Origin of the sequence: Streptomyces sp. SudanB25_2051 (assembly GCF_964272635.1) — a bacterium.
Classification (GTDB): Bacteria; Actinomycetota; Actinomycetes; order Streptomycetales; family Streptomycetaceae; genus Streptomyces.
The window spans coordinates 2,072,325-2,096,675 of sequence record NZ_OZ186787.1; the positions used below are offsets into that span (position 1 = coordinate 2,072,325).

17 protein-coding genes, 1 tRNA gene and 1 pseudogene are annotated in these 24,351 nt (G+C 75.8%); 11 read left to right on the top strand and 8 right to left on the bottom strand.

Annotated elements, in window-relative coordinates; translation table 11 throughout:
* Nucleotides 1-48: 48 nt before the first annotated feature.
* The 9 genes and pseudogenes from ACSUPT_RS09140 (at nt 49) to ACSUPT_RS09180 (ending at nt 13,063) form a co-directional block, all read left to right on the top strand.
* Nucleotides 49-1,344, top strand: coding sequence for a 6-phospho-beta-glucosidase (locus ACSUPT_RS09140; RefSeq protein ID WP_436946185.1), 1,296 nt, complete (start codon nt 49-51; stop codon nt 1,342-1,344).
* The gene (locus tag ACSUPT_RS09145; RefSeq protein WP_436944016.1) at nt 1,335-2,414 is read left to right on the top strand and encodes an N-acetylglucosamine kinase; all 1,080 of its coding nucleotides are present in this window, start codon (nt 1,335-1,337) and stop codon (nt 2,412-2,414) included. The genes ACSUPT_RS09140 and ACSUPT_RS09145 overlap by 10 nt, the downstream gene beginning before the upstream one ends.
* 200 nt (nt 2,415-2,614) lie before the next feature.
* Nucleotides 2,615-4,198, top strand: coding sequence for a hypothetical protein (locus tag ACSUPT_RS09150; RefSeq protein ID WP_436944017.1), 1,584 nt, complete (start codon nt 2,615-2,617; stop codon nt 4,196-4,198).
* A complete protein-coding gene (locus ACSUPT_RS09155) occupies nt 4,195-5,373 on the top strand; it encodes a glutamate ABC transporter substrate-binding protein (protein WP_436944018.1) in 1,179 nt (392 codons plus the stop codon). Before ACSUPT_RS09150 ends, ACSUPT_RS09155 begins: the two co-directional genes overlap by 4 nt.
* A gap of 16 nt (nt 5,374-5,389) precedes the next feature.
* Nucleotides 5,390-6,679 carry a hypothetical protein gene (locus ACSUPT_RS09160; RefSeq protein WP_351967214.1) on the top strand — a complete coding sequence of 430 codons (1,290 nt, stop codon included), beginning with the start codon at nt 5,390-5,392 and terminating at the stop codon, nt 6,677-6,679.
* Complete coding sequence (locus ACSUPT_RS09165; RefSeq protein WP_436944019.1) at nt 6,676-9,219, top strand: tetratricopeptide repeat protein; 2,544 nt, start codon at nt 6,676-6,678, stop codon at nt 9,217-9,219. Before ACSUPT_RS09160 ends, ACSUPT_RS09165 begins: the two co-directional genes overlap by 4 nt.
* Nucleotides 9,220-9,222: 3 nt before the next feature.
* The gene (locus ACSUPT_RS09170) at nt 9,223-10,866 is read left to right on the top strand and encodes a PP2C family protein-serine/threonine phosphatase (RefSeq protein WP_436944020.1); all 1,644 of its coding nucleotides are present in this window, start codon (nt 9,223-9,225) and stop codon (nt 10,864-10,866) included.
* Nucleotides 10,867-10,877: 11 nt separating this feature from the next.
* Nucleotides 10,878-11,180 (top strand): annotated as a pseudogene (locus tag ACSUPT_RS09175) (hypothetical protein); the annotation flags it as partial.
* On the top strand, nt 11,177-13,063 hold the full coding sequence (locus ACSUPT_RS09180; protein WP_436944021.1) for an FHA domain-containing protein: 1,887 nt from the start codon (nt 11,177-11,179) through the stop codon (nt 13,061-13,063). The pseudogene ACSUPT_RS09175 and the gene ACSUPT_RS09180, both read left to right, overlap by 4 nt.
* A gap of 2 nt (nt 13,064-13,065) precedes the next feature.
* On the opposite strand, the gene ACSUPT_RS09185 is transcribed toward ACSUPT_RS09180, so the two are convergent.
* The gene (locus tag ACSUPT_RS09185; RefSeq protein ID WP_436944022.1) at nt 13,066-14,067 is read right to left on the bottom strand and encodes a methyltransferase domain-containing protein; all 1,002 of its coding nucleotides are present in this window, start codon (nt 14,065-14,067) and stop codon (nt 13,066-13,068) included.
* A gap of 83 nt (nt 14,068-14,150) precedes the next feature.
* Between ACSUPT_RS09185 and ACSUPT_RS09190 the strand changes: the two genes are divergently transcribed.
* Nucleotides 14,151-14,555 (top strand): globin, encoded by a 405-nt coding sequence (locus ACSUPT_RS09190; RefSeq protein WP_351967210.1) that lies wholly within the window; start codon nt 14,151-14,153, stop codon nt 14,553-14,555.
* 106 nt (nt 14,556-14,661) lie between these two features.
* Here the strand turns inward: ACSUPT_RS09190 and ACSUPT_RS09195 are convergent, their stop codons facing one another.
* The 7 genes from ACSUPT_RS09195 to ACSUPT_RS09225 form a co-directional block, all read right to left on the bottom strand.
* Nucleotides 14,662-15,345 carry a hypothetical protein gene (locus ACSUPT_RS09195; protein ID WP_351967209.1) on the bottom strand — a complete coding sequence of 228 codons (684 nt, stop codon included), beginning with the start codon at nt 15,343-15,345 and terminating at the stop codon, nt 14,662-14,664.
* Complete coding sequence (locus tag ACSUPT_RS09200) at nt 15,342-15,776, bottom strand: acyl-CoA thioesterase (RefSeq protein ID WP_351967208.1); 435 nt, start codon at nt 15,774-15,776, stop codon at nt 15,342-15,344. The genes ACSUPT_RS09195 and ACSUPT_RS09200 overlap by 4 nt, the downstream gene beginning before the upstream one ends.
* Before the next feature lie 13 nt (nt 15,777-15,789).
* Entirely contained in the window at nt 15,790-17,454 is a 1,665-nt protein-coding gene (gene ettA / locus ACSUPT_RS09205; RefSeq protein WP_351967207.1) for an energy-dependent translational throttle protein EttA, read from the bottom strand.
* 272 nt (nt 17,455-17,726) lie between these two features.
* Nucleotides 17,727-19,160, bottom strand: a complete 1,434-nt coding sequence (locus ACSUPT_RS09210; RefSeq protein WP_351967206.1) for a thioester domain-containing protein — start codon at nt 19,158-19,160, stop codon at nt 17,727-17,729.
* 286 nt (nt 19,161-19,446) lie between these two features.
* Nucleotides 19,447-19,890: a single-stranded DNA-binding protein gene (locus ACSUPT_RS09215; protein ID WP_351967205.1), complete on the bottom strand. Its 444-nt coding sequence runs from the start codon at nt 19,888-19,890 to the stop codon at nt 19,447-19,449.
* Nucleotides 19,891-20,097: 207 nt separating this feature from the next.
* Nucleotides 20,098-22,317 carry a GTPase gene (locus ACSUPT_RS09220; protein ID WP_436944023.1) on the bottom strand — a complete coding sequence of 740 codons (2,220 nt, stop codon included), beginning with the start codon at nt 22,315-22,317 and terminating at the stop codon, nt 20,098-20,100.
* A 6-nt stretch (nt 22,318-22,323) separates the two neighbouring features.
* Nucleotides 22,324-23,907, bottom strand: coding sequence for a dynamin family protein (locus ACSUPT_RS09225; RefSeq protein ID WP_351967226.1), 1,584 nt, complete (start codon nt 23,905-23,907; stop codon nt 22,324-22,326).
* A gap of 318 nt (nt 23,908-24,225) precedes the next feature.
* Here ACSUPT_RS09225 and ACSUPT_RS09230 point away from each other — a divergent pair.
* Nucleotides 24,226-24,301: transfer RNA gene (locus ACSUPT_RS09230), tRNA-Arg, on the top strand.
* Nucleotides 24,302-24,351 lie beyond the last annotated feature (50 nt).

Sequence of the window (24,351 nt, forward strand, 5' to 3'; positions counted from 1 at the left end):
CGGCCGTCCGACGAGGGCAGACGAAGGGGAGTGGGGACGATGGGTGGTCTGAAGCTCGTGGTCGTGGGGGGCGGCTCCACGTACACGCCGGAGCTGGTCGACGGGTTCGCCCGGCTGCGCGACACGCTGCCGATCGGGGAACTGGTCCTCGTGGACCCGGCGGCCGACCGGCTGGAGCTGGTCGGCGGACTGGCCCGGCGGATTTTCGCCAAAATGGGTCATCCGGGGACTGTCACCACAACAGGTGATCTGGACGCCGCGGTTGACGGCGCCGACGCCGTGCTGCTGCAACTGCGCGTCGGCGGGCAGGCCGCCCGGCAGCAGGACGAGACCTGGCCGCTGGAGTGCGGCTGCGTCGGGCAGGAGACCACCGGCGCGGGCGGCCTGGCGAAGGCGCTGCGGACCGTGCCGGTCGTCCTCGACATCGCCGAACGGGTACGCCGTGCCAACCCGCACGCCTGGATCATCGACTTCACCAACCCGGTCGGCATCGTCACCCGCGCCCTCCTCCAGGTCGGCCACAAGGCCGTCGGCCTCTGCAATGTCGCCATCGGCCTCCAGCGGAAGTTCGCCGCCCTGCTCGACGTCGCCCCCGCCGACGTGCACCTGGAGCACGTGGGGCTGAACCACCTGACGTGGGAGCTGGGCGTACGGCTCGGCGGGCCCGACGGTACGGACGTGCTGCCCCGGCTGCTCGCCGAGCACGGGAACGCCGTCGCCGCCGACCTGCGGCTGCCGCGCGGCCTGCTGGACCGGCTCGGCGTCGTCCCCTCGTACTACCTGCGGTACTTCTACGCGCACGACGAGGTCGTGGACGAGGCGCGCGGCAAGCCGTCGCGGGCCGCCGAGGTGGCGGAGATGGAGCGGCGGCTGCTGGAGATGTACGGCGACCCGGCGCTGGACGAGAAGCCCGCGCTGCTGGCCGAGCGGGGCGGCGCGTACTACTCCGAGGCCGCCGTCGACCTGGCGGCCGCGCTGCTGGGCGGGCGCGGTACGGGCGTGGGCGGCTCGCGGGGGCGGGGCGGTGCCCCGCAGGTCGTGAACGTGCGGAACGCCGGCACGCTGCCGTTCCTGCCCGACGACGCCGTCGTGGAGGTGCAGGCCGAGGTGGACGCGGACGGCGCCCGGCCGCTGCCGGTGCGGAACGTGGACCCGCTGTTCGCCGGTCTGATCGCGCACGTCACGGCGTACGAGGAACTGGCGCTGGACGCGGCGCTGCGGGGCGGCCGCGAACGGGTGTTCCGGGCGCTGCTCGCCCATCCGCTGATCGGCCAGTACGCGTACGCCGACACGCTCACGGACCGGCTCATCGCGCACAACCGGGACCACCTCGCGTGGGCGTGAACGCGGCGGCGGGCGCCGTGCTCGCCATCGACGCGGGCAACAGCAAGACGGACGTCGCCCTCGTCGGTGCGGACGGGACGGTCCTCGGCACGGCACGCGGCGGCGGCTTCCGGCCCCAGGCGGTCGGCACCGACGCGGCCGTCGGCGTACTGGAGGCCGCGGTCGAGCGGGCCATGCGGGGGGCCGGCGAGATCCGGGGGACGGGGGCGGACCGGGACGCGGAGACGGGGGCGGGCCGGGACGCCGGGGCGGGAGCGGGCCGGGACGCCGGGGCGGCGCGCGGCGCCACGGTGCACGTGTCGGCGTGTCTGGCCAACGCCGATCTGCCGGTGGAGGAGGAGGCCCTCGCGCGGGCCCTGGAGGCACGCGGCTGGGGCGTGTCCGTACGGGTGCGGAACGACACGTTCGCGGTACTGCGGGCCGGGGTGGACGAGCCGCGCGGCGTGGCGGTCGTCTGCGGGGCCGGCATCAACTGCGTGGGGCTCCTGCCGGACGGGCGTACGGCGCGGTTCCCCGCGCTGGGGCGGCTCTCCGGCGACTGGGGCGGCGGCGGGGGGCTGGCCGACGAGGCGCTCTGGTACGCGGCGCGGGCCGAGGACGGGCGGGGCGAGCCGACGGAGCTGGCCCGCGCGCTGCCCGCGCACTTCGGGCTCGGTTCGATGTACGCGCTGATCGAGGCGCTGCACCTGGGCCGTGTGCCGGGCGGCCGGCGGCACGAGCTGGCGCCCCTGGTGTTCGCGGTCGGCGCGGGCGGCGACCCGGTGGCGCGGTCGCTGGTGGCGCGGCTGGCCGACGAGGTGGTCACGATGGCCGTCGTCGCGCTGGAGCGGCTCGGGCTGCGGGACGCGCGGAAGCCCGTGCCGGTCGTACTGGGCGGCAGCGTCCTGGCGGCCGGGCACCCGGAGTTGAACGGGCGGATCGAGGAGTCGCTGCGGGAGCGGGCGCCCTCGGCGGTGCCGACCGTGGTGGCCGCGCCGCCGGTGCTGGGCGCGGCGCTTCTGGGGCTGGACGACGTGGGGGCGCCCGCGGCGGCCGGCGAGGCGCTCAGGGCGCGGTTCGCGCGGGGGTGAAACCGGTTCGGTGGGGGCGGTGTTCCAGGGGTGGAAGGCTCGGATGACGGTGCGAAGGGGACGTCGGGCACGATAAGAACAAGATCCAGTCAAGATCGTGTCTTTGCCGTTCCCCTGCGTTCATACTGCTGGCCGGACCGCGCTCTCCCCGACCCGTCGGGGGCGTGCGGGCCGGTGCCGGAGACCAAGGGGGAGGTCACGTGTCAGACGCGCGGAACGCGCGGCCCGCACCGGGGAGTGTCCCGGCGCCCCCGGGCACGCCCGCGCCCCCGGCCACCCCGCCCGCCCCACCGGAATCCTCCGCCCCGACAGGGCCGTTCACCCCACCGGGGCCGTCCGTCCCCCGTCCGCGGACCGCGCGGGACGCGAACGGCGCGGCACCGCCCGCCGGCCCGTACGGCTTCACGCCCCACGGCGCGGCGCCGGGCAGCGCGTCGCGGACCGGTGGCGCCCCGCACCCGGAGCCCGGTCTGCGGCGCGGGGCCGGCCTCCGGGAAGGGTCGGCCCGGCTGCGGGCGGCCGCGGCCACACCGCCCGGGCGGCTGCGGGCCCTGGGTGCCGTACTGGCGCTGCTGGTCGTGCTGTTCGGCGCGGCCACCTCGCTGGAGGTCGCCGGCCGGTCGGACGCCGCCGACGACGTGGTGGGCCGCAGCCAGCCGCTCAGCGCCGACGCCGCGCACATCTACCGGTCCCTCGCCGACGCCGACACGGCCGCGGCCAGCGGTTTCCTGGCGGGCGCGCAGGAGCCCGCGGGCGTGCGCGAGCGGTACGAGCGGGACATCGCGACGGCGGCCCGCCTCCTGGTGGAGGCCGCGGCGAGCACGGACGGATCGGCCGCGTCCACCGCCGAGATCACCGTCCTGAACGAGCAACTGCCGCGGTACACCGGCCTCGTGGAGCGCGCCCGCGCGGCGAACCGGCAGGGCCTGCCGCTCGGCGGCGCCTACCTGCGGTACGCCAACCAGCGGATGACGGCCCAGCTCCTGCCCGCCGCCGAGCGGCTGTACGAGGCGGAGACGGCGCGGCTCGCCGAGGACGAGGCCGACGCGCGCGCGTGGCCCGCGCTCTCCCTCGCCGTGGGGGTGGTGGCGCTGGCCGCGCTCGCCTGGGCGCAGTGGCGGGACTTCCGGCGCACCAACCGGCTCGTCAACCCGGGACTGCTCGCCGCGACGGCGGCCACGGCGGCGGTGCTGCTGTGGCTGGCGGGAGCCCACTCGATGGCGCGGTCCGGGCTGGATGACGCCCGCGCCCGGGGTCAGAATTCGCTCAAGGTGCTGAACGAGGCGCGGATCGGTTCCCTGAAGGCCCGCGCGAACGAGAACCTGACCCTCGTGGCACGTGGCGCTGTACTGACGGACGACGGCAAGAGCGACAAGTACGCGGCCGGGTACGGCGAGGCCATGGCCGGTCTCGACCGGGCGCTCGCCCAGGCGCGGCGGCTGGCCGACGACCCGGCGGGTGAGGACCCGGTACGGGACGCCGCCGGCTGGGCGGGCGAGTGGCGGGAGCGGCACGCCGGGGTGCGGCGCACGGACGAGGCGGGTGACTACGAGGGCGCGCTGCGGCAGGTCATCGGCGGCGAGGCGTCGACGGGCGCGGCGTTCGACCGGGTCGACGCGGCGCTGCGGAAGGCCCTCGACCACGAGCAGGACGAGTTCACCCGGGCCGCCGGGCGGGCACGCGACGCTCTGACGGGCCTCCCGGCCGGGGCGGCCGCCCTGGCGGTGCTGGGCACGGTCGGCGTGGTGACGGGTGTGAACCGGAGGCTGGCGGAGTACCGATGAGCGGTGAGGGGAGGGAGACGATGGACGAGCGCGGCGTCCGGCGCGGCCGGGGCGGCACGGCCCGGGCCCTGGCCGCCGCGTGTCTGCTGGTGGCGGCCTCGGCCCTCGTCGTACCGCTGGGGCACGGTCCCTCCGACGGCCCGGCGGGGCAGCGGGACACGGACCCCGTGCGCGCGCTGCCCGCCGGAGCGGAGGCGGGTGCCGTGGGCGGGCCTCCCGACGGAGCGGAGGCGGGTCCCGTGGGCGGGCCTTCCGCCGGTACGAAACCGGGCGCGGCGGCCGGCGGCCTCCCGGCGGGTGCGGGGACCGGGGCGGCCGGGGAGGCCGCGCAGGAGTGCGCGGACCCGGAGGCGTCGCTGCCGCCGTCCGCCGCGGACGGGCCGACGATCCGCGCGATCAAGGCGCGCGGGAAGCTGGTCGTCGGTGTCGACCAGAACAGCTACCGCTGGGGCTACCGGAACCCCGCCACGGGCACCTTGGAGGGCTTCGACATCGACCTCGCGCGGGCCATCGCCGCGGACGTCCTCGGCAGCCCCGACGCGGTGATCCTCCGCGCCGTGCCCACCAACCAGCGCATCGCCGCGCTGCGGAGCGGCAAGGTCGACCTGGTGGTGCGGACCATGACGATCAACTGCGCCCGCGCCAGGCAGGTCGCGTTCTCCACCGCCTACTTCGCGACGGGCCAGCAGGTCCTCGCCCCCAAGGACTCCCCCATCACCGGGTACGACGCGTCGCTGACCGGGAAGCGGGTCTGCTCCGCCGAGGGCTCCACGGCGTACGAGGCGCTGGAGCGCCGGTCGTACGGAGCCGTGTACCGCGACGAGCACGACGGCACCCCGCGCGACCCGGACCGGTACACGGTGCCGAACCAACTGGACTGCCTGGTGCGTCTCCAGGCGGGCGAGGTCGACGCGGTCGTCACCGACAGCGCCCTCGCCGCCGGCCAGGCGGCGCAGGACCCAACGGTCGAGCTGAAGGGCGCCCCCTTCACGACCGAGTACTACGGCGTGGCCGCCGGGCCGGGCCGCGACGATCTGGTGCGGCGCGTCAACCACGTGCTGGTGGCGTACCGTGCCGGGCCGTGGACACGCGCGTACGAGAGGTGGCTCAAGGCGGACCTGCCCGGCATATCCGGGCCGCCCGCACCCAAGTACCGGACGAATCCGTCCCCCTGAGAGCGAGAGGTGATCGATGGCCGTCACGCGTCCCCCCGGTCCGGTGATGGACCGGGACGAGGTGGACCGTGCGCTGGCACGCCTCGGCGCGGAACACAAGGCGGTCGAGGACTCGCTGCTGGCGCTGCAGGACCACGCGGGCCGCAGACTCCTCGAAGGCACCGGGCTGACCGGGACGACCAGGGAGCGCTGGGCCGAGACGGAGCGGACGATCGCGCTGCTGTGGACGTACTTCGACGTGTACACGGATGTGCTGCGCGCCGCCCGCGAGGTGCGCGCCCGGCGCCGCTGGCCGGGGCGTGAGGAGCTGGCGGAGCTGACGGAGCGGCTGTGCGGCGAGAGCGTCGCCGTGCCGGACGCGCCGGTGGACGGCTCTCCGGCGGAGCCGCCCGTACCGCCGGGGCCCGCGTCGGAGCGGTTCACGCTGGACGGGCTGGTCGCGCGGATCAACGAGCTGTACGCGCGGTCCCTGGACGTGGTCGTGTCGGCGGACGCCGTCTGGTCGGCGCTGCCCGCGCGGATAGACCTGCTGGCGGCGGAGCTGAACCGGACGCGGTCGCTGGCGCGTTCCGTCGGGGTGCGGCCCGGTGAGCATCCGGCGGGCGACGACCTGGAGGCGATCACGCGGGAGCTGGCGGCGCTGCGGGCGCAGGTCGTCAGCGACCCGCTGGCGTTCTGGCGGCCCGCGGAGGGCAGCTCGGCGCCCGGCGGCGGGCGGCCGGACACCGAGCGGTACGACCGTGCGGCGCGGGCGCTGGAGGACGTGCGCCGGGAGATCGAGGCGGTCCTCCAGGTGCGGCAGGACTCCGAGTCGCGGCTGCTGCGGCTGCGGGACCTGCTGTCACGGGCCGACCGCACCCTGGCCGAGGCCCGCACCGCGCGCGTCGAGGTCCTGTCGAAGATCGCCGCGTCGGAGGTCCCCGCGGTGAGCGGCCCGCCGACCGCGCTGCACGAGCGGCTGGCGACGGCCGCCGAGTACCGCAGGCACGCCCAGTGGCACCGGCTGTCCCCCCTGCTGGAGGCGCTGGAGCGGGAGGCCGAGGAGGAGCTGCTGCGGGCCCGGGAGTCGCTGACGGCGGTGACCGCGCCGCTCGCCGTCCGCGCCGAGCTGCGGGGCCGGCTCGACGCGTGCCGGGCGCGGACCGCGCGGCACGGGCTGGCCGACGACCCGGTGCTGAGCGAGCGGTACGACGCGGCGCGGCGCATGTTGTGGAGCGCGCCGTGCGATCTGCGCGCCGCCGAGCGGGCCGTGCTGCGCTACCAGCAGGCGGCGAGCGAGGTCCTGTCGGCCGGGGGGCACGGATGAGCAGGTGCCGGCGACCCGACTGCGACGGCGCCTACGAGGACGTGGGCGGCGGCGGGCTGTACTGCGGCACGTGCGGCATGGCGCCGGTCGTCGCGCCGGACGGCGCCGTGTCGTCCCCGCCGACGGGCATCGCGGGCGGCGGGCAGCCGGGAGCGGCCGGGCCGGTGCGGTCCGGCACCGGCGCCGGGCCCGGGTCCGGGGCGCCGGGAGGCGGGGCGGGAATGCCGCCGGCGTCTTCGGGCCGCGCCTCTGGGCGGCCGTCCGGCGGCTCGTCGGGGCGTTCCTCGCGTTCGGCGGCGTCCCGCCGGTCGGTGTCCGGGCGGCTGACGCAGGAGTTGTCCGGCCCGGCGACCGCGCGGTCGGTGTCGGTGCGCAGCTCCGGGCCGTCCAGCGGGCGTTCGGCGCGGGGGCGGCTGGGCGCGGGGCTGGTGACGGTCCCGGCGGTGCCGAGGCCCGATCCGCGTTCGGCGGTCATGGAGCTCCCGGAGGTGCCGGAGCGGCGCAGGTTCTGCTCCCGGTCCGACTGCGGGGCGCCCGTGGGGCGGGCGCGCGGTGACCGGCCGGGGCGCCCGGAGGGGTTCTGCACGCGGTGCGGGCACCCGTACTCGTTCGTGCCGAAGCTGCGGGCGGGCGACGTGGTGCACGGCCAGTACGAGGTGGCGGGCTGCCTCGCGCATGGCGGGCTCGGCTGGATCTACCTGGCCGTGGACCGTGCCGTGTCGGACCGGTGGGTCGTCCTCAAGGGCCTGCTGGACACGGGCGACCAGGACGCGATGGCGGCGGCGATCTCGGAGCGGCGGTTCCTCGCCGAGATCGAGCACGCCAACATCGTCCGCATCTACAACTTCGTGGAGCACCTGGACCGGCGGACGGGCTCGCTGGACGGCTACATCGTCATGGAGTACGTCGGCGGCAAGTCGCTGAAGGACATCGCGAACGCGCGGCGCGGGCCCGACGGGCGGCGCGACCCGCTGCCGGTCGGGCAGGCGTGCGCGTACGGCATCGAGGCGCTGGAGGCGCTGGGCCATCTGCACAGCCGGAACCTGCTGTACTGCGATCTCAAGGTCGACAACGCCATCCAGAGCGAGGACCAGCTGAAGCTGATCGACATGGGCGCGGTGCGGCGGATGGACGACCGCGAGTCGGCCGTCTACGGCACGGTCGGCTACCAGGCGCCCGAGGTCGCGCAGACGGGCCCGTCCGTCGCGTCGGACCTGTACACGGTGGCGCGGACGCTGGCGGTGCTGACGTTCGACTTCCAGGGCTACACGAACGTGTTCGCCGACTCGCTGCCGGATCCCGGGCACATCGAGGTGTTCCGGCGGTACGAGTCGTTCTACCGGTTGCTGCTGCGCGCGACGGACCCGGACCCGGCGCGGCGGTTCGCCTCGGCGCAGGAGATGGCCGAGCAGCTGACGGGCGTCCTGCGGGAGGTCGTCGCCCTCCGGACGGGCGCGCCGAGACCGGCCCTGTCGACGCTGTTCGGCCCGGAGCAGCGCGTCGCGGACACCGTCCTGTTCGCCGAGCCGGGCGGGGAGGTGTCCCGTCTGGGGCTGCGCCCGGTACGGCGCGGCGGGGCGCGGCGCGAGACGGCCGGGGCCGGTACAAGGCCCCTGCTCGCCGGGCTGGACGCGCGCGGGGCCGCGCTCGCGCTGCCGGTTCCGCTCGTCGACCCCGACGACCCGAACGCCGCCTTCCTGGCCGGGCTCGTGGCGTCCGGCCCCGGGGAGGTGGCCGCCGCCCTGCGCGCCGCGCCCGCCGAGTCGCCCGAGCTGCGCCTGCGGGAGCTGCGCGCCCTGCTGGAACGGGGCGACGCGGCCGGCGCCGTACGGGTGCTGGAGGGGCTCGAGCGGGCGCGTCCGGACGACTGGCGGGTGGTCTGGTACCGGGGCGTGGTGTCCCTGGCGACCGGTGACCACGGGGCGGCCGCGGTGGCGTTCGACGCGGTGTACGACGCGTTCCCCGGCGAGCCGGCGGCGAAGCTGGCGCTGGCGGTCTGCGCGGAGGTGCTGGGCCAGTCGGACAACGCCGCCGAGTACTACCGGCTGGTGTGGACGACGGACCCGAGCCATGTCGGCGCGGCGTTCGGGCTGGCCCGCGTGCACCTGGCGGCGGGCGACCGGGGTGCGGCGGTGCGTACGCTGGAGTCCGTGCCGGAGTCGTCCATCCACTACACCGCGGCGCGCGTCGCGGCGGTGCGGGCGCGGCTGCGCCGGCGGGACCCCGCCGAACCGCTGCGGGACGACCTGTACGCCGCGGCCCGCGAGGTGGCGGCGCTCGACGCCCTCGGGCTCGACGCGGTGCGGCGCGAACGGCTGTCGGCGGAGGTCCTGGGCTTGGCCCTGGACTGGTGCCTGTCGGGGCGGCCGGGCGGCCTCTCCCCCGACCACTCGCTGCTCGGCAGCGAACTGCACGAGCGGGGGCTGCGGTTCGGCCTGGAACGCTCGTACCGGGTGCTCGCCCGGCTCGCCCAGCGCGGCGAGGAAAGGATCGAACTGGTGGAACGGGCCAACCGGTTCCGCCCCCGGACGTGGGTGTGATCGATGTCGAAGACGCATCAACTGTCAGCCTGCCCGGGCTGCTCGGAGCCGCCGGAACCGGGTGACCGGTACTGCGGGGTCTGCGGGTACGACCTGTCGGCCGTGCCGCCGCCGCCCGTGGACCACCCGACGGTCGCCCTGACCAACCCGCCGCCGCCCCCCGCGGTCCCCGCGCCGCCCGCGGGCCCCCCGGCCCCCGCCGCCCCGGCGGAGCCGCCGGCCGCCGCTCCCCCGCCGCCGCCGGCCGCCCCCGCGTACCCGGCCTCCGCCCCGGTGCCACCGCCACCGCCACCGCCACCGCCCGCGCCCACCGGCCCGGCCGGCCCCATGCCGCCCACCGCACCCGCGCCCGCGCCTGCGCCTGCGCCTGCGTACGGCGCGACCGGCACGGCGCCGCAGAACCCCGATACGGCGCCGCACAGCCCCGGAGCGGAGCAGGCCGCCGCCGGGCCGCAGGAGCCCGCCGGGCCGCAGGAACCCTCCGCGCCCACCCCGACCCTGGTGGACGGCCCGGCCCTCGTGGACGTCCCGGCCGGCCCGGCGGCCGAGCAGCCCGTCCGGTACGACGACCCGCCCGGGGACTTCGAGCTGGCCGCGCCCGACCCGCGGGCCGCCGCCCCCGCCGCTCCCGGCGCTCCCGCCGCTCCCGGCGAAGGCCGGAACGACAGCCCGGCCGCGGGCGGAGCCGAGGGCCTAGCCGAGGGCCAGGACGAAGGGGTCTGCGTGGCCTGCCGGGCCGGCCGGGTCTCGCCGGACGGGTACTGCGAGAACTGCGGGCACAAGCAGCCCCGCGAGCGGGACCACTTGGAGCGGGAGGTCGGGCGTACCGTCGCGGCCGTCAGCGACCGCGGCCTGCGCCACCACCGCAACGAGGACGCGTTCGCCGTGTCGGACGTACCGCTCCCGGACGGTTCCCCGGCCGCCGTCGCCATCGTCTGCGACGGCGTGTCCTCCGCGTCCCGCCCCGACGACGCCTCGGCCGCCGCCGCCCGCGCCGCCGACGCCTCGCTGCGGGCGGCCCTGCCCCTCGGCACCGACCCGCGGCAGGCGATGCACGACGCCATCGTCGCCGCGTCCGACGCGGTCAACGCCCTCGCGGACGAGCCGCCCGGCGAGGGCGGCGGCTTCGGGCACGAGGCGCACCGCCACCGCAACGCCCCCGCCTGCACCATCGTCGGCGCCGTCACCGCGAACGGCCTCCTCGTCGTCGGCTGGGTCGGCGACAGCCGCGCGTACTGGGTCCCCGACGACCGCTCCGCCCCGGCGGCCCGGCTCACCGAGGACGACTCGTGGGCCGCGCAGATGGTCGCCGCCGGGCTGATGAACGAGGCGCAGGCGTACGCGGACGAGCGGGCCCACGCCATCACCGGCTGGCTCGGCGCGGACGCGTACGAACTGGAGCCGCACACGGCCGTGTTCAGACCGGACCGCCCCGGTGTGGTGGTGGTCTGCACGGACGGCCTGTGGAACTACGCGGAGGCGGCCGACGACATGGCCCGGGTGCTGCCCGCCGACGCGGCCCAGCGCCCCCTGCACTGCGCCCGCGTCCTCGTCGGCCACGCCCTCGACGGCGGCGGCCACGACAACGTGACGGTGGCGGTGGTGCCGTTCGCCCTGCCCCGGCCGGAGCGGAGGTCGCCTTCCTGAAGCATCCGCGGGATCCGTCGTTCGCGCACGTACACGGGCCAGGCGGATCCGCCCCCGGCCGTCCGGAAGGGCGGGCCCGCAAGTCCGGTGACCTGCACGGCGCGACGGCGGGACCGGGGCCCGCGGTGCGGCCGGCTGCCGCCTCGGGGAACGCGGAGACTGCGAAACTCCTTTCGAAGGTGGTGGACGCCGCCGACGCGGTGGCGGGTACTGTGCGACTGAAGGCCAAGGTCGCGGACGCCGACGTGATGACGCTCCAGACCCGGTCCACGAAGACGGTTCGGGTGAACCGGACGCACTTGAAGAAGCCGTGACGACGGTCGCAGCGGCGGCCGACGTGGAGAGGGGAAGGGCCGAGATGCCGACCTGCCCGAACGGACACCAGTCGGGCGCCGACGACTGGTGCGAGGTCTGCGGCCACCGCATGGCCGGGGCGGGCGCACCCGCGGGTGCCGTGCCGCCGCCTCCCCCGCCGCCCCCGCCCGCACCCGGCTTCGGCCACCAGGGCCCGGCCGGCGGCGACCCGGACGCCACCCGGCAGGCCGAGCTCTGCCCGCAGTGCCGGACGCCGCGCGAGGCGATGGCGCCGTACTGCGAGGAGTGCCGCTGGAACTTCCTCACCAAGACGGCCACGTCGTACACGCCGATCGCCCCGCCGCCGCCCCCGTCCGGGTCGGGCGGCGGGCTGAACCTGCCGCCCGGTTTCACCTCCGCGCCGCGCCCGCCGGAGCCGTACGAGTACCAGGGCTCCCGCCCGTCGCAGGTGAACCGCCCGGCGGAACCGCTGCAGCCCGAGCCGGGCCCGCAGCAGCCCGGCCCGCACGGAGCCCCGCAGCCCGGCCCGCAGGGTGCGCAGGGCCCGCAGCAGCCCGGCCCGCACGGAGGTCCGCAGTCCGGTCCGTCAGGCGAGCGCGGTTTCCCGCCGCCGCCTCCCGGCCGTGGCGCCTCGCCCTTCGGCGGTCCCCGCCCCAACCCCGCGTCGGGCCCGGGTGCCCCCTCCTTCGGCGGCCACCCCGGCGGGCCGAGCGGCCACCCCGGCGGCGGCCCGGACGGCGCTCCCGGCGGCCCGAACGGCCCCGGCGCACCCGGTGCGCCCGGCGCCCCGGCGTTCCCGGCCGGTCCCGGCGGCGCACCCGCCCAGGGCCCGTCCGGCAACCACCCGCACCCCGGCGTCGGCGCGCCCCAGCAGGCCCCGTCCGGGCAGGCCCCCTCCGCGCAGTCGGCGCCGCAGGGCCCGCCCCGTCAGGCCGCGCCTCCGCAGGCGGGTCCGGGTCAGGCTCCCCCGCAGGCGTTCCGGCAGCCCGGCGCGCCCGGCGGCGACGACTGGGTGCTGCCCCCGCCGTCCCAGGCGCAGCCCCCGCAGGTCCCGGCACAGGGCCGTCCCCCGCACACCCAGGCCCCGCCTCCGGCGCCCCGGGCACCGCAGCCCCCGCACGCCCAGGCACCGCAGGGACCCCAGCCGCCCCAGGCCCCGCAGCCCCCGCACGCCCAGCCGCCGCAGCCGCCCCAGGCCCCGCAGCCCCCGCACGCCCAGCCGCCGCAGCCGCCCCAGGCACCGCAAGCGCCCCAGCCCCCGCAGCCCCAGGCACCGCAAGCGCCCCAGCCCCCGCAGCCCCAGGCACCGCAGGGCCAGGCGCAGGGCCACGGCGGTCCGCCGCAGGCCCCGGCCGGGCCGCAGTCCCAGCCGCCCCACGCGCAGCCGCAGGCGCAGCCCCGGCCTCCGGGCCCGGGCGACGGCCACGGCCACCCGCAGGCCCCGCGGCCCCCGCAGGCGCAGGTGCCCTCCGCGTCCACCGGGTGGGCGGTCGTGGTGCGTCCCGACCGGGACTACTTCATGGCCATGATGCGGCGCAGCGGCCCCGAGGCGGCGAGCCTCAACCTGCCCGCCTACGCGCCCGAGCGCCGGGTGGAGCTGACCGGGCAGCAGGTGACGGTCGGCCGGCGGCGTCAGTCCACGGGCGAGTCCCCGGACATCGACCTGTCCGTCCCGCCGGAGGACCCGGGGGTGTCGCACCAGCACGCCATGTTCGTGCGGCAGCCGGACGGCTCCTGGGCCGTGATGGACCAGAGCTCCACCAACGGCACGACCCTGAACGGCGGCGAGGAGCCGATCCGGCCCTACGTGCCCGTGCCGCTCCAGGACGGCGACCGGGTCCACGTGGGCGCCTGGACGACGATCACCGTCGTACGGGGATAGCCCTAGGCGCCGATCGGGCCGTCCGACGGTCCCCCGAGGGTCCAGCTGTACGGGCCCTCGGGGTCGTCGAGCCAGGCCCACTGGCGGCCGTCGGCGACGGTCACCCCGTACCGTTCGCGGCCGGGGCGGCCCTCGCGCTGCCACAGGGCGTACGCCTCGTACGGGTCGAGGCTGCCCGACGCCAGGGTGAGCAGGAAGCGGAACAGGTCGCTGTCCAGGGCCCTCCGGGGCAGCCCGCCCGTACGCGGTTCGGGTGCGGCGGGGGTGGTGCCGCGCACCGGGACGAAGTACGCGGACGTGTGCAGGAAGCGGCCCTCCGCGTGCCGGGCGTCCGGGACGCGCAGCTGCAGGACGCCCGTGGACAGCGGTGTGACCACGATCGCGTCCGGCGCGCACTGGTCGAGCCAGGCGGCGGGCACGGACGGCATGGCGCAGGTGGCGATGATCCGGTCGAAGGGCGCGCGGCCGGGGCAGCCGAGGGCGCCGTCGCCGGTGACGACGGCCGGGTGGTGGCCCGCCTCGTGGAGGTGGGCGCGGGCGGCGTCGGTGATGTCCGTGTCGAGGTCGACGGTGGTGACCCGGCTGTCGCCGACCCGGTGGCAGAGGAGCGCCGCGTTGTATCCGGAGCCTGCGCCGATCTCCAGGACGGTGTCGCCGTCGCGCACGTCGAGGGCGTGGAGCATGTCGGCCATGAGGGACGGCTGGCTGGCGGACGACACCAGGTCGTCGCCCCGGAGGAGGGTGCCCAGCGGCCGGTCCTCGTAGGCGCCGTCCAGCCAGCTCAGTCGGCGCACGGGGTCGGGGTCGTCGCGCGACAGCCGCTCGTAGCCGCCGAAGGCGCCGACGTAGTAGGAGGGGACGAACAGGTGGCGGGGGACCTCGGCGAACGCCGCCCGCCAGGCCGGGTCGGGCAGGGCGCCTTCGGCGTCGAGCGCGGCCACCAGCCGGCGCCGCGCCTCCGCGGCGGCCTCCGCGAAGGGGTCTCGCCCCGCAGCTGCACCCATATGTCCACTATGACCGTTTCATCCGCCGGGGCGGAGGTCCTAGGGCCCCGGTCTTCCGTCGGCGCGTCTGAGACGATGGACGGGTGAATGAGATTCCGCGCGGCACTCTCCAGGAGCAGACGTTCTACGACCAGGTGGGCGGCGAGCAGACGTTCCGGCGGCTCGTCCACCGCTTCTACCAGGGCGTCGCCGAGGACCCGCTGCTGCGGCCGATGTACCCGGAGGAGGACCTGGGACCGGCCGAGGAGCGGCTCGCGCTGTTCCTGATGCAGTACTGGGGCGGCCCCCGCACCTACAGCGACCGCCGCGGCCACCCGCGGCTGCGGATGCGGCACGCCCCGTTCGTGGTGGACCGGGCGGCGCACGACGCGTGGCTGAAGCACATGCGGGTCGCCGTGGACGAGCTCGGGCTGTCCGAGGAGCACGAGCGGCAGCTGTGGAACTACCTGACGTACGCGGCGGCGTCCATGGTCAACACCGCGGGCTGACCGGACAGCCCACCCGCCGCACGCGGCACAGGCGGCACCGCGCGGGGTACGGGCGGGGTACGGGCGCGGCACCGCGCCGGACGGCGGGCGTGCGGGAACAGGGGCCTCAGGGGTGGCGGAGGGGCGTGACGCCCAGCTCCCCGAGGCCCTTCGCCGTGCGGACGGCCACGGAGCCGTACGGGGTGCGCAGCCGCAGCCACGGCCCGGCGGCGAGCAGCGCCACGGGCACCTCGTACGGGAGGGCGCCGGCGGGCGGCAGGAAGCCGAGCGACTGGGCGGCGTGCGCGGCGCGCAGCGGCAGCCCCGTACCGGCGAGGGTGCGGGACCAGATCTCGCGGCCGATCCGGTCGCGTTCGGCGCGGGTGCGGTGCTGCGGCGGCAGCTCCTCGTCCCGCGTGCGGAACTCGGCGACGGCCCGCGCGACGGCGCCGCGCAGTGCCGCGGCGTCGGGCAGTCCGGGCACCTCGCGCCAGCCGCCGCGCGGCGGGAGGACCCCGCTCCACGGCGGGCCGGTGACGGGCGCCGGCACGATCGCCTTGCACGCCTCCTCCTCGATCCCGTCGAGCAGCTCGCCCGCGGAGACGGTGGTGTCGAGGCGCGTGTCGTCGTGGAGGGCGGCCGTGCGGACGGCTATCACCTCGAACGACGGGGGACGGCCGAAGACGGCCAGGGCCCCGCCGCCCGCCTGGAGGCGGACGGCGGCGGCCCGGTCGTAGTGGACGAGCCGGGCCAGGAAGGCGGCGATGCCCGCCGCCTCCCCGGGCTCGGCGAAATGCAGGGGCGCCGTCATGCGGCGGCACCCTCCGAGCGCATCCCGTCGTCCACGTACTCCTGGAGGAACTCCCGCTCCTCGGCGGTGATGCGGCGCGGGCGCTGCGCCTCCAGGTCGTAGGGGACGACCACGGTGGAGGCGCGTACGTACACCTGGTCGGGGTCCTTGATCTCGTACGCGATCGTCAGGGACGCCGCGCCGATCTTGGTGACCCAGGACTCGATGGTCACCGGCTCGTGGCGGTGGACCAGCGGACGCAGGTAGTCGATCTCGTGGCGGGCCACGACGGACCCGCCGGAGAACGACGGCGAGCCGTCCCCGGGCGCCAGCCGGAACATGAAGTCGATCCGGGCCTCCTCCAGGTAGCGGAGGAAGACCACGTTGTTGACGTGCCCGAAGGCGTCCATGTCCGACCAGCGGAGGGGGCAGCTGTAGATGTGCCGAGCCACGTGGAGCGCCGCCTCAGCCTCGGGTGAGCTTCTTGTACGTGGCGCGGTGCGGCCGGGCCGCGTCCGGGCCGAGACGCTCGATCTTGTTCTTCTCGTACGACTCGAAGTTGCCCTCGAACCAGAACCACTTGGAGTCGCCCTCGTACGCCAGGATGTGCGTGGCGACCCGGTCGAGGAACCAGCGGTCGTGGGAGACGACCACGGCGCAGCCGGGGAACTCCAGGAGGGCGTTCTCCAGGGAGGACAGCGTCTCGACGTCGAGGTCGTTGGTCGGCTCGTCGAGGAGCAGCAGGTTGCCGCCCTGCTTCAGGGTGAGCGCCAGGTTGAGGCGGTTGCGCTCACCGCCGGACAGGACGCCGGCGGGCTTCTGCTGGTCCGGGCCCTTGAAGCCGAACGCGGAGACGTAGGCGCGGGACGGCATCTCGACCTGGCCGACGTTGATGTAGTCCAGCTCGTCGGAGACGACGGCCCACAGCGTCTTCTTGGGGTCGATGTTCTCGCGGCTCTGGTCGACGTAGCTGATCTTGACGGTGTCGCCGACGCGGATGGTGCCGGAGTCCGGCTCCTCCAGGCCCTGGATCATCTTGAACAGCGTGGTCTTGCCGGCGCCGTTCGGGCCGATGACGCCGACGATGCCGTTGCGGGGCAGGGTGAAGCTGAGGTCGTCGATGAGGACCTTCTCGCCGAACGCCTTGCTGAGGTTCTCGACCTCGACGACGACGTTGCCCAGGCGCGGGCCCGGCGGGATCTGGATCTCCTCGAAGTCCAGCTTCCTGGCCTTCTCGGCCTCGGCGGCCATCTCCTCATAGCGGGCGAGGCGCGCCTTCGACTTGGCCTGGCGGCCCTTGGCGTTGGAGCGGACCCACTCCAGCTCTTCCTTGAGCCGCTTGGCGCGCTTGGCGTCCTTCTGGCCCTCGACCTTCAGACGGGCCTGCTTGGTCTCCAGGTACGTGGAGTAGTTGCCCTCGTACGGGTAGGCGCGGCCGCGGTCGAGCTCCAGGATCCACTGGGCGACGTTGTCGAGGAAGTACCGGTCGTGGGTGATCGCGACGACGGTGCCGGCGTACTTGGCGAGGTGCTGCTCCAGCCACTGGACGGACTCGGCGTCCAGGTGGTTGGTGGGCTCGTCGAGGAGGAGCAGGTCGGGGGCCTCGAGCAGCAGCTTGCAGAGCGCGACGCGGCGCTTCTCGCCACCGGAGAGCTTGGTGACCGGCCAGTCGCCGGGCGGGCAGCCGAGGGCGTCCATGGCCTGCTCGAGCTGGGCGTCGAGGTCCCAGGCGTTGGCGTGGTCGAGCTCCTCCTGGAGCTTGCCCATCTCCTCCATCAGCTCGTCGGTGTAGTTGGTCGCCATCTCCTCGGCGATCGCGTTGAACCGGTCGAGCTTGCCCTTGATCTCGGCGACGCCCTCCTGGACGTTCTCCAGGACGGTCTTGTCCTCGTTGAGCGGGGGCTCCTGGAGGAGGATGCCGACGGAGTAGCCGGGCGACAGGAACGCGTCGCCGTTGGAGGGCTGCTCCAGGCCCGCCATGATCTTGAGAACGGTGGACTTACCGGCGCCGTTCGGGCCGACCACACCGATCTTCGCGCCGGGCAGGAAGCTCAGCGTCACGTCATCGAGGATGACCTTGTCGCCGTGCGCCTTGCGCGCCTTGCGCATCGTGTAGATGTACTCAGCCAAGAGAAACCGTCCGGCAATCAGTAGGGGTCGATTCGCGGCTCCGCCGCATGAGGGCAGATACACCCCATCTTGCCTGACCGCCACCCCCAGACGAAAACGAGTAGCCGCGCGGGCCCCGGCCGGAGACGCGCGAGGCGGCCGTTCCGCCGGGCCGCGGGCCCCTCGAGGGCGGCCCCCGGCCGCGACGGCGGCCCGCACGGCCCGGCTCCGCAAAAAGGGGACGGCCCCGGGCGCGGTGTGCGTCCGGGGCCGTCCGTGCGGGTCGTCGCGGGTCACTGACCGGCGGCGGCACCCTTCTTCTTGCGGACGAGGAACACCGCGCCGCCGCCCAGCAGGAGGAGCGCGACGGCGATGCCGGCGATCATCGGCGTGGCGTTGGACGCACCGGTCTCGGCGAGGTCGCCGGTGGTGTCGTCACCGCCGGTCGCACCGTCGGTGGTGCCGCCGGACTGCGGGGTCGGCTCGGAGCTCGGCTTGTCGTCACCCGTGGTCGGCGGGGTGGTGGTGGTCTCGCTGCTGGTCTTGCAGTCGAGGACGCCCTTGAACGTCTTCTTCTCGCCACCGGGCAGGTCGATGGTGAACTCGTACGGCTGGTCCTCGGCGACCGGGATGGTGACGGTCTTGGACTCGCCCGCGCCGATCTCGACCTTCTGGTCGGCCAGCTCGAAGGTGAACGCCTCGTCGCCCTCGTTCTTCGCGGTGACGTCGACGCCGCCCTTGGCGCAGTTCTTCTCGGCGGTCAGGGCCGGGATGGCGCCCTTCTTGGCCCAGGTGGCCGTGCCGGTCGCGGAGACGGTCGACTCGCTGGAGCCGGCCAGGATCTGCGTCTGGCTCTTGGAGAGGCTGGCGAAGGCGCGGCCCACGGAGACGGATGTGCTCGCCTGGACGTTGAACTTCGCGGTGCCGTCGGCCGTGCCGGCCGGCACGTCGACGTACAGCTCGGTGCCGTCCTTGGCCTCGGTGACCGGCTTGCCGTCCTTGTCGGTGACCTTCACACCGGAGACGTCCGGGGCCGTCACGGTGGCCGTCCCGGCGTTGGTGCGGACGGTGATCGGGCCGAGCTTGCCGCCGGCCTTGCCGGAGACGGCGTTCGGCTCCAGGCTCAGCGACGCCTTGGGCTCTTCGAGCTTCTTGGCGTTCGCCTCCAGCCAGTCGGCGAGCTTCTCGGCGGCCGGGTCCTTGGCCTCGACATCGACGCCGTCGGAGAAGCGCCAGATGGCGACCTGCGTGCCGGCGGCGGCGGTCTTCTCGGTCAGCGGGCCGCTCTGCGCCTTGTCGGCGAGGGCCGCGAGGTTGTCGACCTGCGGGTAGGAGTTCTTCAGGACCCACAGGATCTTGCCGGCCTGCTCGTTGCTGCCGAGCGAGGTCTGCTCCCAGGGCGTCTCGAGGTACTTGGCCTTCTGCTGGGTCGGGTTGTGGATGTCGATGCAGTACGTCTTGAGCGTGCCGCCCCCGTCGACGGCCATCTCGAAGAGGCCGGCGGGCAGCGGCTTCTCCTTGCCGTTGGCCTTGAGGACGGCACCGTCATAGGTGGTCAGCCCATTGAGGGTGGCGGAGGCGCCGCCCTGGTGCTGGGGGGTCTCGTCGGCGACGGCGACGGCCGTCCCGGCTATGGAGCCTCCCACGACCAGACCGGACGTCAGGACCGCGGCGGCGACCCGGCGGCCGAGCCGCTCCCGCCGCTGGACAGAAAGCGCAGCAAACACAGATTTCCCCTCTGGGCGAGTCCTCCGGCGCCATGCCCACGGCGCGGAACACGCCGTGGGGCACGTGGGGGATGGGACTCGCCTGATGAATCAACTGCCCCGTGAGTACCGGAATCCTAGAGAGGCGGCCACGGCGAGTCCCCCCTGATGCCCCCGCTCAACCATTCCGATTCGGAATCGTTACCGTGAACCAGGCATGAACCTCGTGACTTTCGGCCAAAGGGCGCTCAACTCTGCGCTACCACCGCCCCTTTCGGCACGGTATAGGCGCCGTTCTGAGGCCATCTCAGGTGCCCACCAGCTCCGGGGCGCGCATCGGCACCCCGTCCGGCCCTTCCGTCATGGCTTGTTCAGGTCCCCGTTTGCCACCTCGCCGGAACGCCGACGTGCCACGCGCCAGGTCGTGTCCCACGGCGAGCGCGTCGATGTCGACGAAGGTCCTGCGCTGCCCGCCCTGCCCGTCGCCGGGCGCCTCCTCACGGACCCTCAGCCGCCCGTGCACCACCAGCGGTTCCCCCACCGCCACCGAGGCGGCCAGATTCGCCGCGAGCTGGCGCCAGGCGCTGACCGTGTAGAAGCTCGTGGGCCCGTCGGTCCACACCGACCGCTCCCGGTCCCAGCGGCGGGCCGTGGCGGCGAAGCGGAACCTCGCCACCCCGCCCGTCGGCGTCTCCCGGTACTCCACGCTGGTCGCCACGTTCCCCACGACCGTGACCAGGGTGTCGTTCATGAGCATGCTCCTCCCCGTGCGCGACGCTCCCCCGCGTCGTCCGTCCCTCCATGGTGGCCGCGTCCGGCCCGCCCCGCTCGGCCCTGTGGACGGCCACGGCGTCTGTGGATATCCCCGTCACCCGTACGGAGGCGGAGGCGGCGGCCCGCACGGCCCGCCGCCTCCGGGAGGCTCGTCACCGACCGGCTCGGCTCACCGTCGACCGGCTCAGCTCGTCGTCAGCCTGCCGCCCGACACCGTCGCGTACTGCTCCCTGACCTCCCGGTAGCGCATCAGCTCCGTCGCGATGGGGTCCAGGACCATGGCGCGTCCGCAGGCCGCCGCCGCCTCGCGCAGCCGCCGCTCCGTCTCCTGCCCGTACCGCCGCGCCGGGCCCCGGGCCGCCGCGATGCACGCCCACTCCACGAGGGGCCCGCCCACGATCCCGGCGAGCATCACCAGCACCGGCGGCAGCAGCCCCGGTTCCAGCACGCCCACGATCTGGCCCACGAGCCACAGCGCGCCGAACACCTGGAGCAGCGTCATGGACGCCTGCACCACTACCGCGACGGGCCACCAGGCGGGCCGCAGCGCCCTCCTGCCCGCCCTCGCCTCGCGGCCGCCCTTCGCCTGCCGGGCGCCCTTCGCGTCGCGGCCGCCCGGTTCGCGCGCGCCCGCGGCCAGTTCGTCCAGCGCCTCCGGCAGGCCCCGCGCGCCGCGCACGGCCGCTTCCCGTACGGCCTGCGCCCACGGTGCGGGCAGGCCCCGCGAGGCCTCCTCGGCGACGACCCGCACGGCGTGCTCGACGCGCTGCCGGGCGGTCGGCTCCTCCTCCGGCGGCACCGTGTCCGCCGGTTCGCCGCTCCCGCCGCCGGGGGTGCGCAGCCCCTCGTACCAGCGCCACAGCCGCAGCCACGGGGTGCCGCAGGCGCGTCCGGCGTTGCGCCGCCACTCGCGCTCGGCGGCCTCGCCCGCCGCGGCGGCGCCGACGGCGACGGCGAGCCGGGCGGTGAAGTCCTCGCGGGACCGCTCTCCGAGTCCCGGCCGCCCCTCCCCCACGTACACGGGGCGCAGCCGCCGCGCGGCCGCGTCGACGTCGGCGGACAGGCGGCGGGTGGCGGCCTGGTGGCTCCGTACGAACGCGCCGAGGACTTCCCGCAGTTCGGGGACGCCCTCGCCGGTCAGGGCGGAGAGGGCGAGGACGGTGGCGCCCGGTTCGCCGTGCTCGCCGAGGGCCACGCCGTCCTCGTCGAGGAGGCGGCGCAGGTCGTCGAGCACCTGGTGGGCGGCGTCGCCGGGGAGGCGGTCGACCTGGTTGAGGACGACGAAGGTGACCTCGGCGTGGCCGGCCATCGGCCGCAGGTACCGCTCGTGGAGGGCGGCGTCGGCGTACTTCTCCGGGTCGACGACCCAGATGACGGCGTCCACGAGGCCGAGGACGCGGTCGACCTGGTCGCGGTGGGCGGTGAGCGCCGAGTCGTGGTCGGGCAGGTCGACGAGGACGAGCCCGTGCAGCGCCTCGTCGCCGTCGCCGCCCGCGAGGGGCCTGCGGCGCAGCCGGCCGGGGATGCCGAGCCGGTCGAGGAGCCCGGCGGCGCCCTCGGACCAGGTGCAGGCGATGGGCGCGGCGGTGGTGGGGCGTCTGAGGCCGGTCTCGGAGACGGGCACCCCGGCGAGTGCGTTGATCAGGGTGGACTTGCCGCTGCCGGTGGCGCCCGCGATGGCGATGACGGTGTGGCGGGAGGAGAGCCGCTGCCGGGCGGCGGCCTCGTCCAGCACCCGGCTCGCCTCGGCGACGACGGGCGGGTCGAGGCGGGTCGCGGAGAGCCCGAGGAGGTCCCGCAGCGCGTCGAGGCGGACCTTGAGCGCGGCGGCGTGGCCGCTCCCGGCGGCCTCGTCCCGGGACGGCGACGAGCCCCCGTCCCCGCCGGACCCGTCTCCGCCCGGCCCGCCACGGCCCGGCCCGGGCCCGCCGGGACCGCCGCCGTCTGGTCCGTTCCCACCCGGCCGGTCCCCGCCGGGGCCGCGCCCTCCGGTGCCGCCGCCCCCGGGCCCGTTCCCGCCGGTGCCGTTCCGGCCGGGGCCGCCCGCTCCGAGGGCCGCCGTTCCCGTTCCGGCGGCGCCCGTTCCCGTACCGGCCGTGCCGGGCCCGCCGGCGCCCTCGCGCACCCCGGCGCCCGCGCCGAGCAGGACCGGGTCCGCCTGCCCGTCCCGTTGCCCTCCGCCGTGCGGCCTTTCGGCGGCGGTCGGCAACGGGTCCGCCTGCCCGTCCCGTTGCCTTCCGCCGTGCGGCCCGCCGGCGGCGGTCGGCCAGGGAACGCCGTTCGCCCCGGCACCGCCGCGTGCCCCGGCAGGGGCGCCCTCGCCGGCCGCGCGGGCCATGCCGCGCGCGGCGGCGACGCGGCGGGCGATCAGCCCGTCGTCCCACTTCTGCTCCACGGCGCTCACCCGCCGTCACCTCTCCTTCTGCAGTACGGACAGCGCGGCGATGAGCTCGGCCTGCGGCTCCGGGGTGACGCCCAGCGCGTCGACCGGGGCCAGGCGCCGGTCGCGTTCGTCCGTCAGGACGCGGTCGATGTACGTGTCGATCAGTTCGGCGCCCTTGTCGCGGAGGCGCAGGGTGCCCTGCGCGCCGATCAGCTCCGCGAGCTGCTCCCCCGCCCCCCGCGCGCGGCGCCCGCCCAGGAGGGCGGCGGCCAGCAGCGCCGCGACGGTGTCGGCGTCGGGTAGGGGGGTGCGCTCGGCGCGCCGCACCTCGTCCTCGGCGAGCTCCTCCAGGACGCGGCGCCAGCGGCGTACCGCCATGCCCACCCGCTCGCACGCCTCACGGTCGCGGCCGGGCGGGGCGGGGTCGAGCACGGCGGCGGCGGGTTCGCCGCGCCACGCGTCCCGCAGCCGCTCGTCGGCGGCGGCGACCGCGCAGTGGAGGAGGGCGGCGAAGGACTCGGCGATGGCGTCGAGCAGTTCGTCGGGGGTGCAGTCGTGGGGGTGGGCGCGCCAGCGGGCGCGGGCGTCGCCGGACAGTACGGCGCCGCGCCGCAGTTCGTTCCGTACCCGCTCGCCCTCGGCCGCGTACGCCGTCTCGACGGCGCCCGTCAGCCGCAGGGCGGCGGCGCACTGGGCGGCGACGGCGCCGGCGAGCTCCGGCATGCGGACGCGCAGCGAGTCGATGACGCCGTTGGCGGTGCGCCCGGCGGTCTGCTGCCGGGCGGCGGGGTCCAGGGCCCGGTGGGCGAGCCAGGCGCGGAGGGGGGCGACGGCGGTGTCGGGCAGCAGCCCGCTGCCGCCGTCCGCCGACTCGGGCAGCTCCGGGACGGTGAAGCGCGGTACGGCTCCGAGGCCGGCGCGCACGAGGAGCGCCTCGTACTGGCGGGACACCTCGCCGATCACCTGGTGCGGGACGCGGTCCAGGACGATGGCGAGCGTGGCGTCGTACTCCTTCGCGGTGCGCAGCAGGTGCCAGGGGACGGCGTCGGCGTAGCGGGAGGCGGTGGTGACCATCACCCAGATGTCGGCGGCGCAGATCAGCTCGGCGGCCAGTTCGCGGCTGCCGGTGACGAGGGAGTCGATGTCGGGCGCGTCGAGCAGGGCGAGGCCGCGGGGCAGGGTCTCGGCGGTCTCCAGGCGCAGGGCGCGGCCTTCGGGTTCCTCGTCGCCGTCCTCGCCGGGGGCTCCCCACAGGCGGGTGAAGCGGGGCAGGACGCGGGTGCCGGAGAACCAGGGCTCGTCGTCGGGGTGGCAGACGAGGACGGGGACGCGGGTGGTGGGCCGCAGGACGCCGGCCTCGCTGACGGGGCGTCCGACAAGGGAGTTGACGAGGGTGGACTTGCCGGCGCCGGTCGATCCGCCGACGACGGCGAGGAGCGGCGCTGCGGGGTCGCGGAGCCGGGGGACCAGGTAGTCGTCGAGCTGGGCCAGCAGCTCGGCCCGCGTCTGCCGGGCCCGGGGGGCACCCGGAATGGGCAGCGGGAGACGCACGGCGGCGACTCGGTCGCGCAGGGCGGAGAGTGCGTCGAGAAGCTGAGGCCGTACGTCCAAGGTCACCACATGTGAAGAATGCCCAATTTCAGCATCATTTTGAAGCGTATGGCCCTCTCTGCGCGCCGGTCGCGCACGGGGACAGAGGGGATGAGTGGGACGCAGGCATAACGAGTGCACAACACCCGAGCCGCGAGGCGCGAAAAGCGCTGCGGGAATCGCACCTGCCTGCGATTATCGGGTTCGCTTCACCGAACCTCCACATCGTGCCACGCAGGTGAAGCGACCGGGCCAAGGTGACCGGAGCCCTATCCTTGACCCCGGCAAGGTCACGGACCACCCTCCGGGGCTCCAGCGGCCACCAGGCCACCACCACCGGCCCCCGTAGCTCAGTGGATAGAGCAGGTGCCTTCTAAGCACTTGGCCGCAGGTTCGAGTCCTGCCGGGGGCGCCAGTCTCCGCCCTCCCCTAGGGGAGGGCTTTTCGCTGGTCAGGACCGCTTCT

What these genes read in the sequence shown, in the direction of transcription:
- ACSUPT_RS09155 (WP_436944018.1), top strand. Translation starts at nt 4,195, where the DNA reads ATGAGCGGTGAGGGGAGGGAGACGATGGACGAGCGCGGCGTCCGGCGC.
- ACSUPT_RS09160 (WP_351967214.1), top strand. Translation starts at nt 5,390, where the DNA reads ATGGCCGTCACGCGTCCCCCCGGTCCGGTGATGGACCGGGACGAGGTG.
- ACSUPT_RS09165 (WP_436944019.1), top strand. Translation starts at nt 6,676, where the DNA reads ATGAGCAGGTGCCGGCGACCCGACTGCGACGGCGCCTACGAGGACGTG.
- ACSUPT_RS09170 (WP_436944020.1), top strand. Translation starts at nt 9,223, where the DNA reads ATGTCGAAGACGCATCAACTGTCAGCCTGCCCGGGCTGCTCGGAGCCG.
- ACSUPT_RS09185 (WP_436944022.1), bottom strand. Translation starts at nt 14,067, where the DNA reads ATGGGTGCAGCTGCGGGGCGAGACCCCTTCGCGGAGGCCGCCGCGGAG.
- ACSUPT_RS09195 (WP_351967209.1), bottom strand. Translation starts at nt 15,345, where the DNA reads ATGACGGCGCCCCTGCATTTCGCCGAGCCCGGGGAGGCGGCGGGCATC.
- ACSUPT_RS09215 (WP_351967205.1), bottom strand. Translation starts at nt 19,890, where the DNA reads ATGAACGACACCCTGGTCACGGTCGTGGGGAACGTGGCGACCAGCGTG.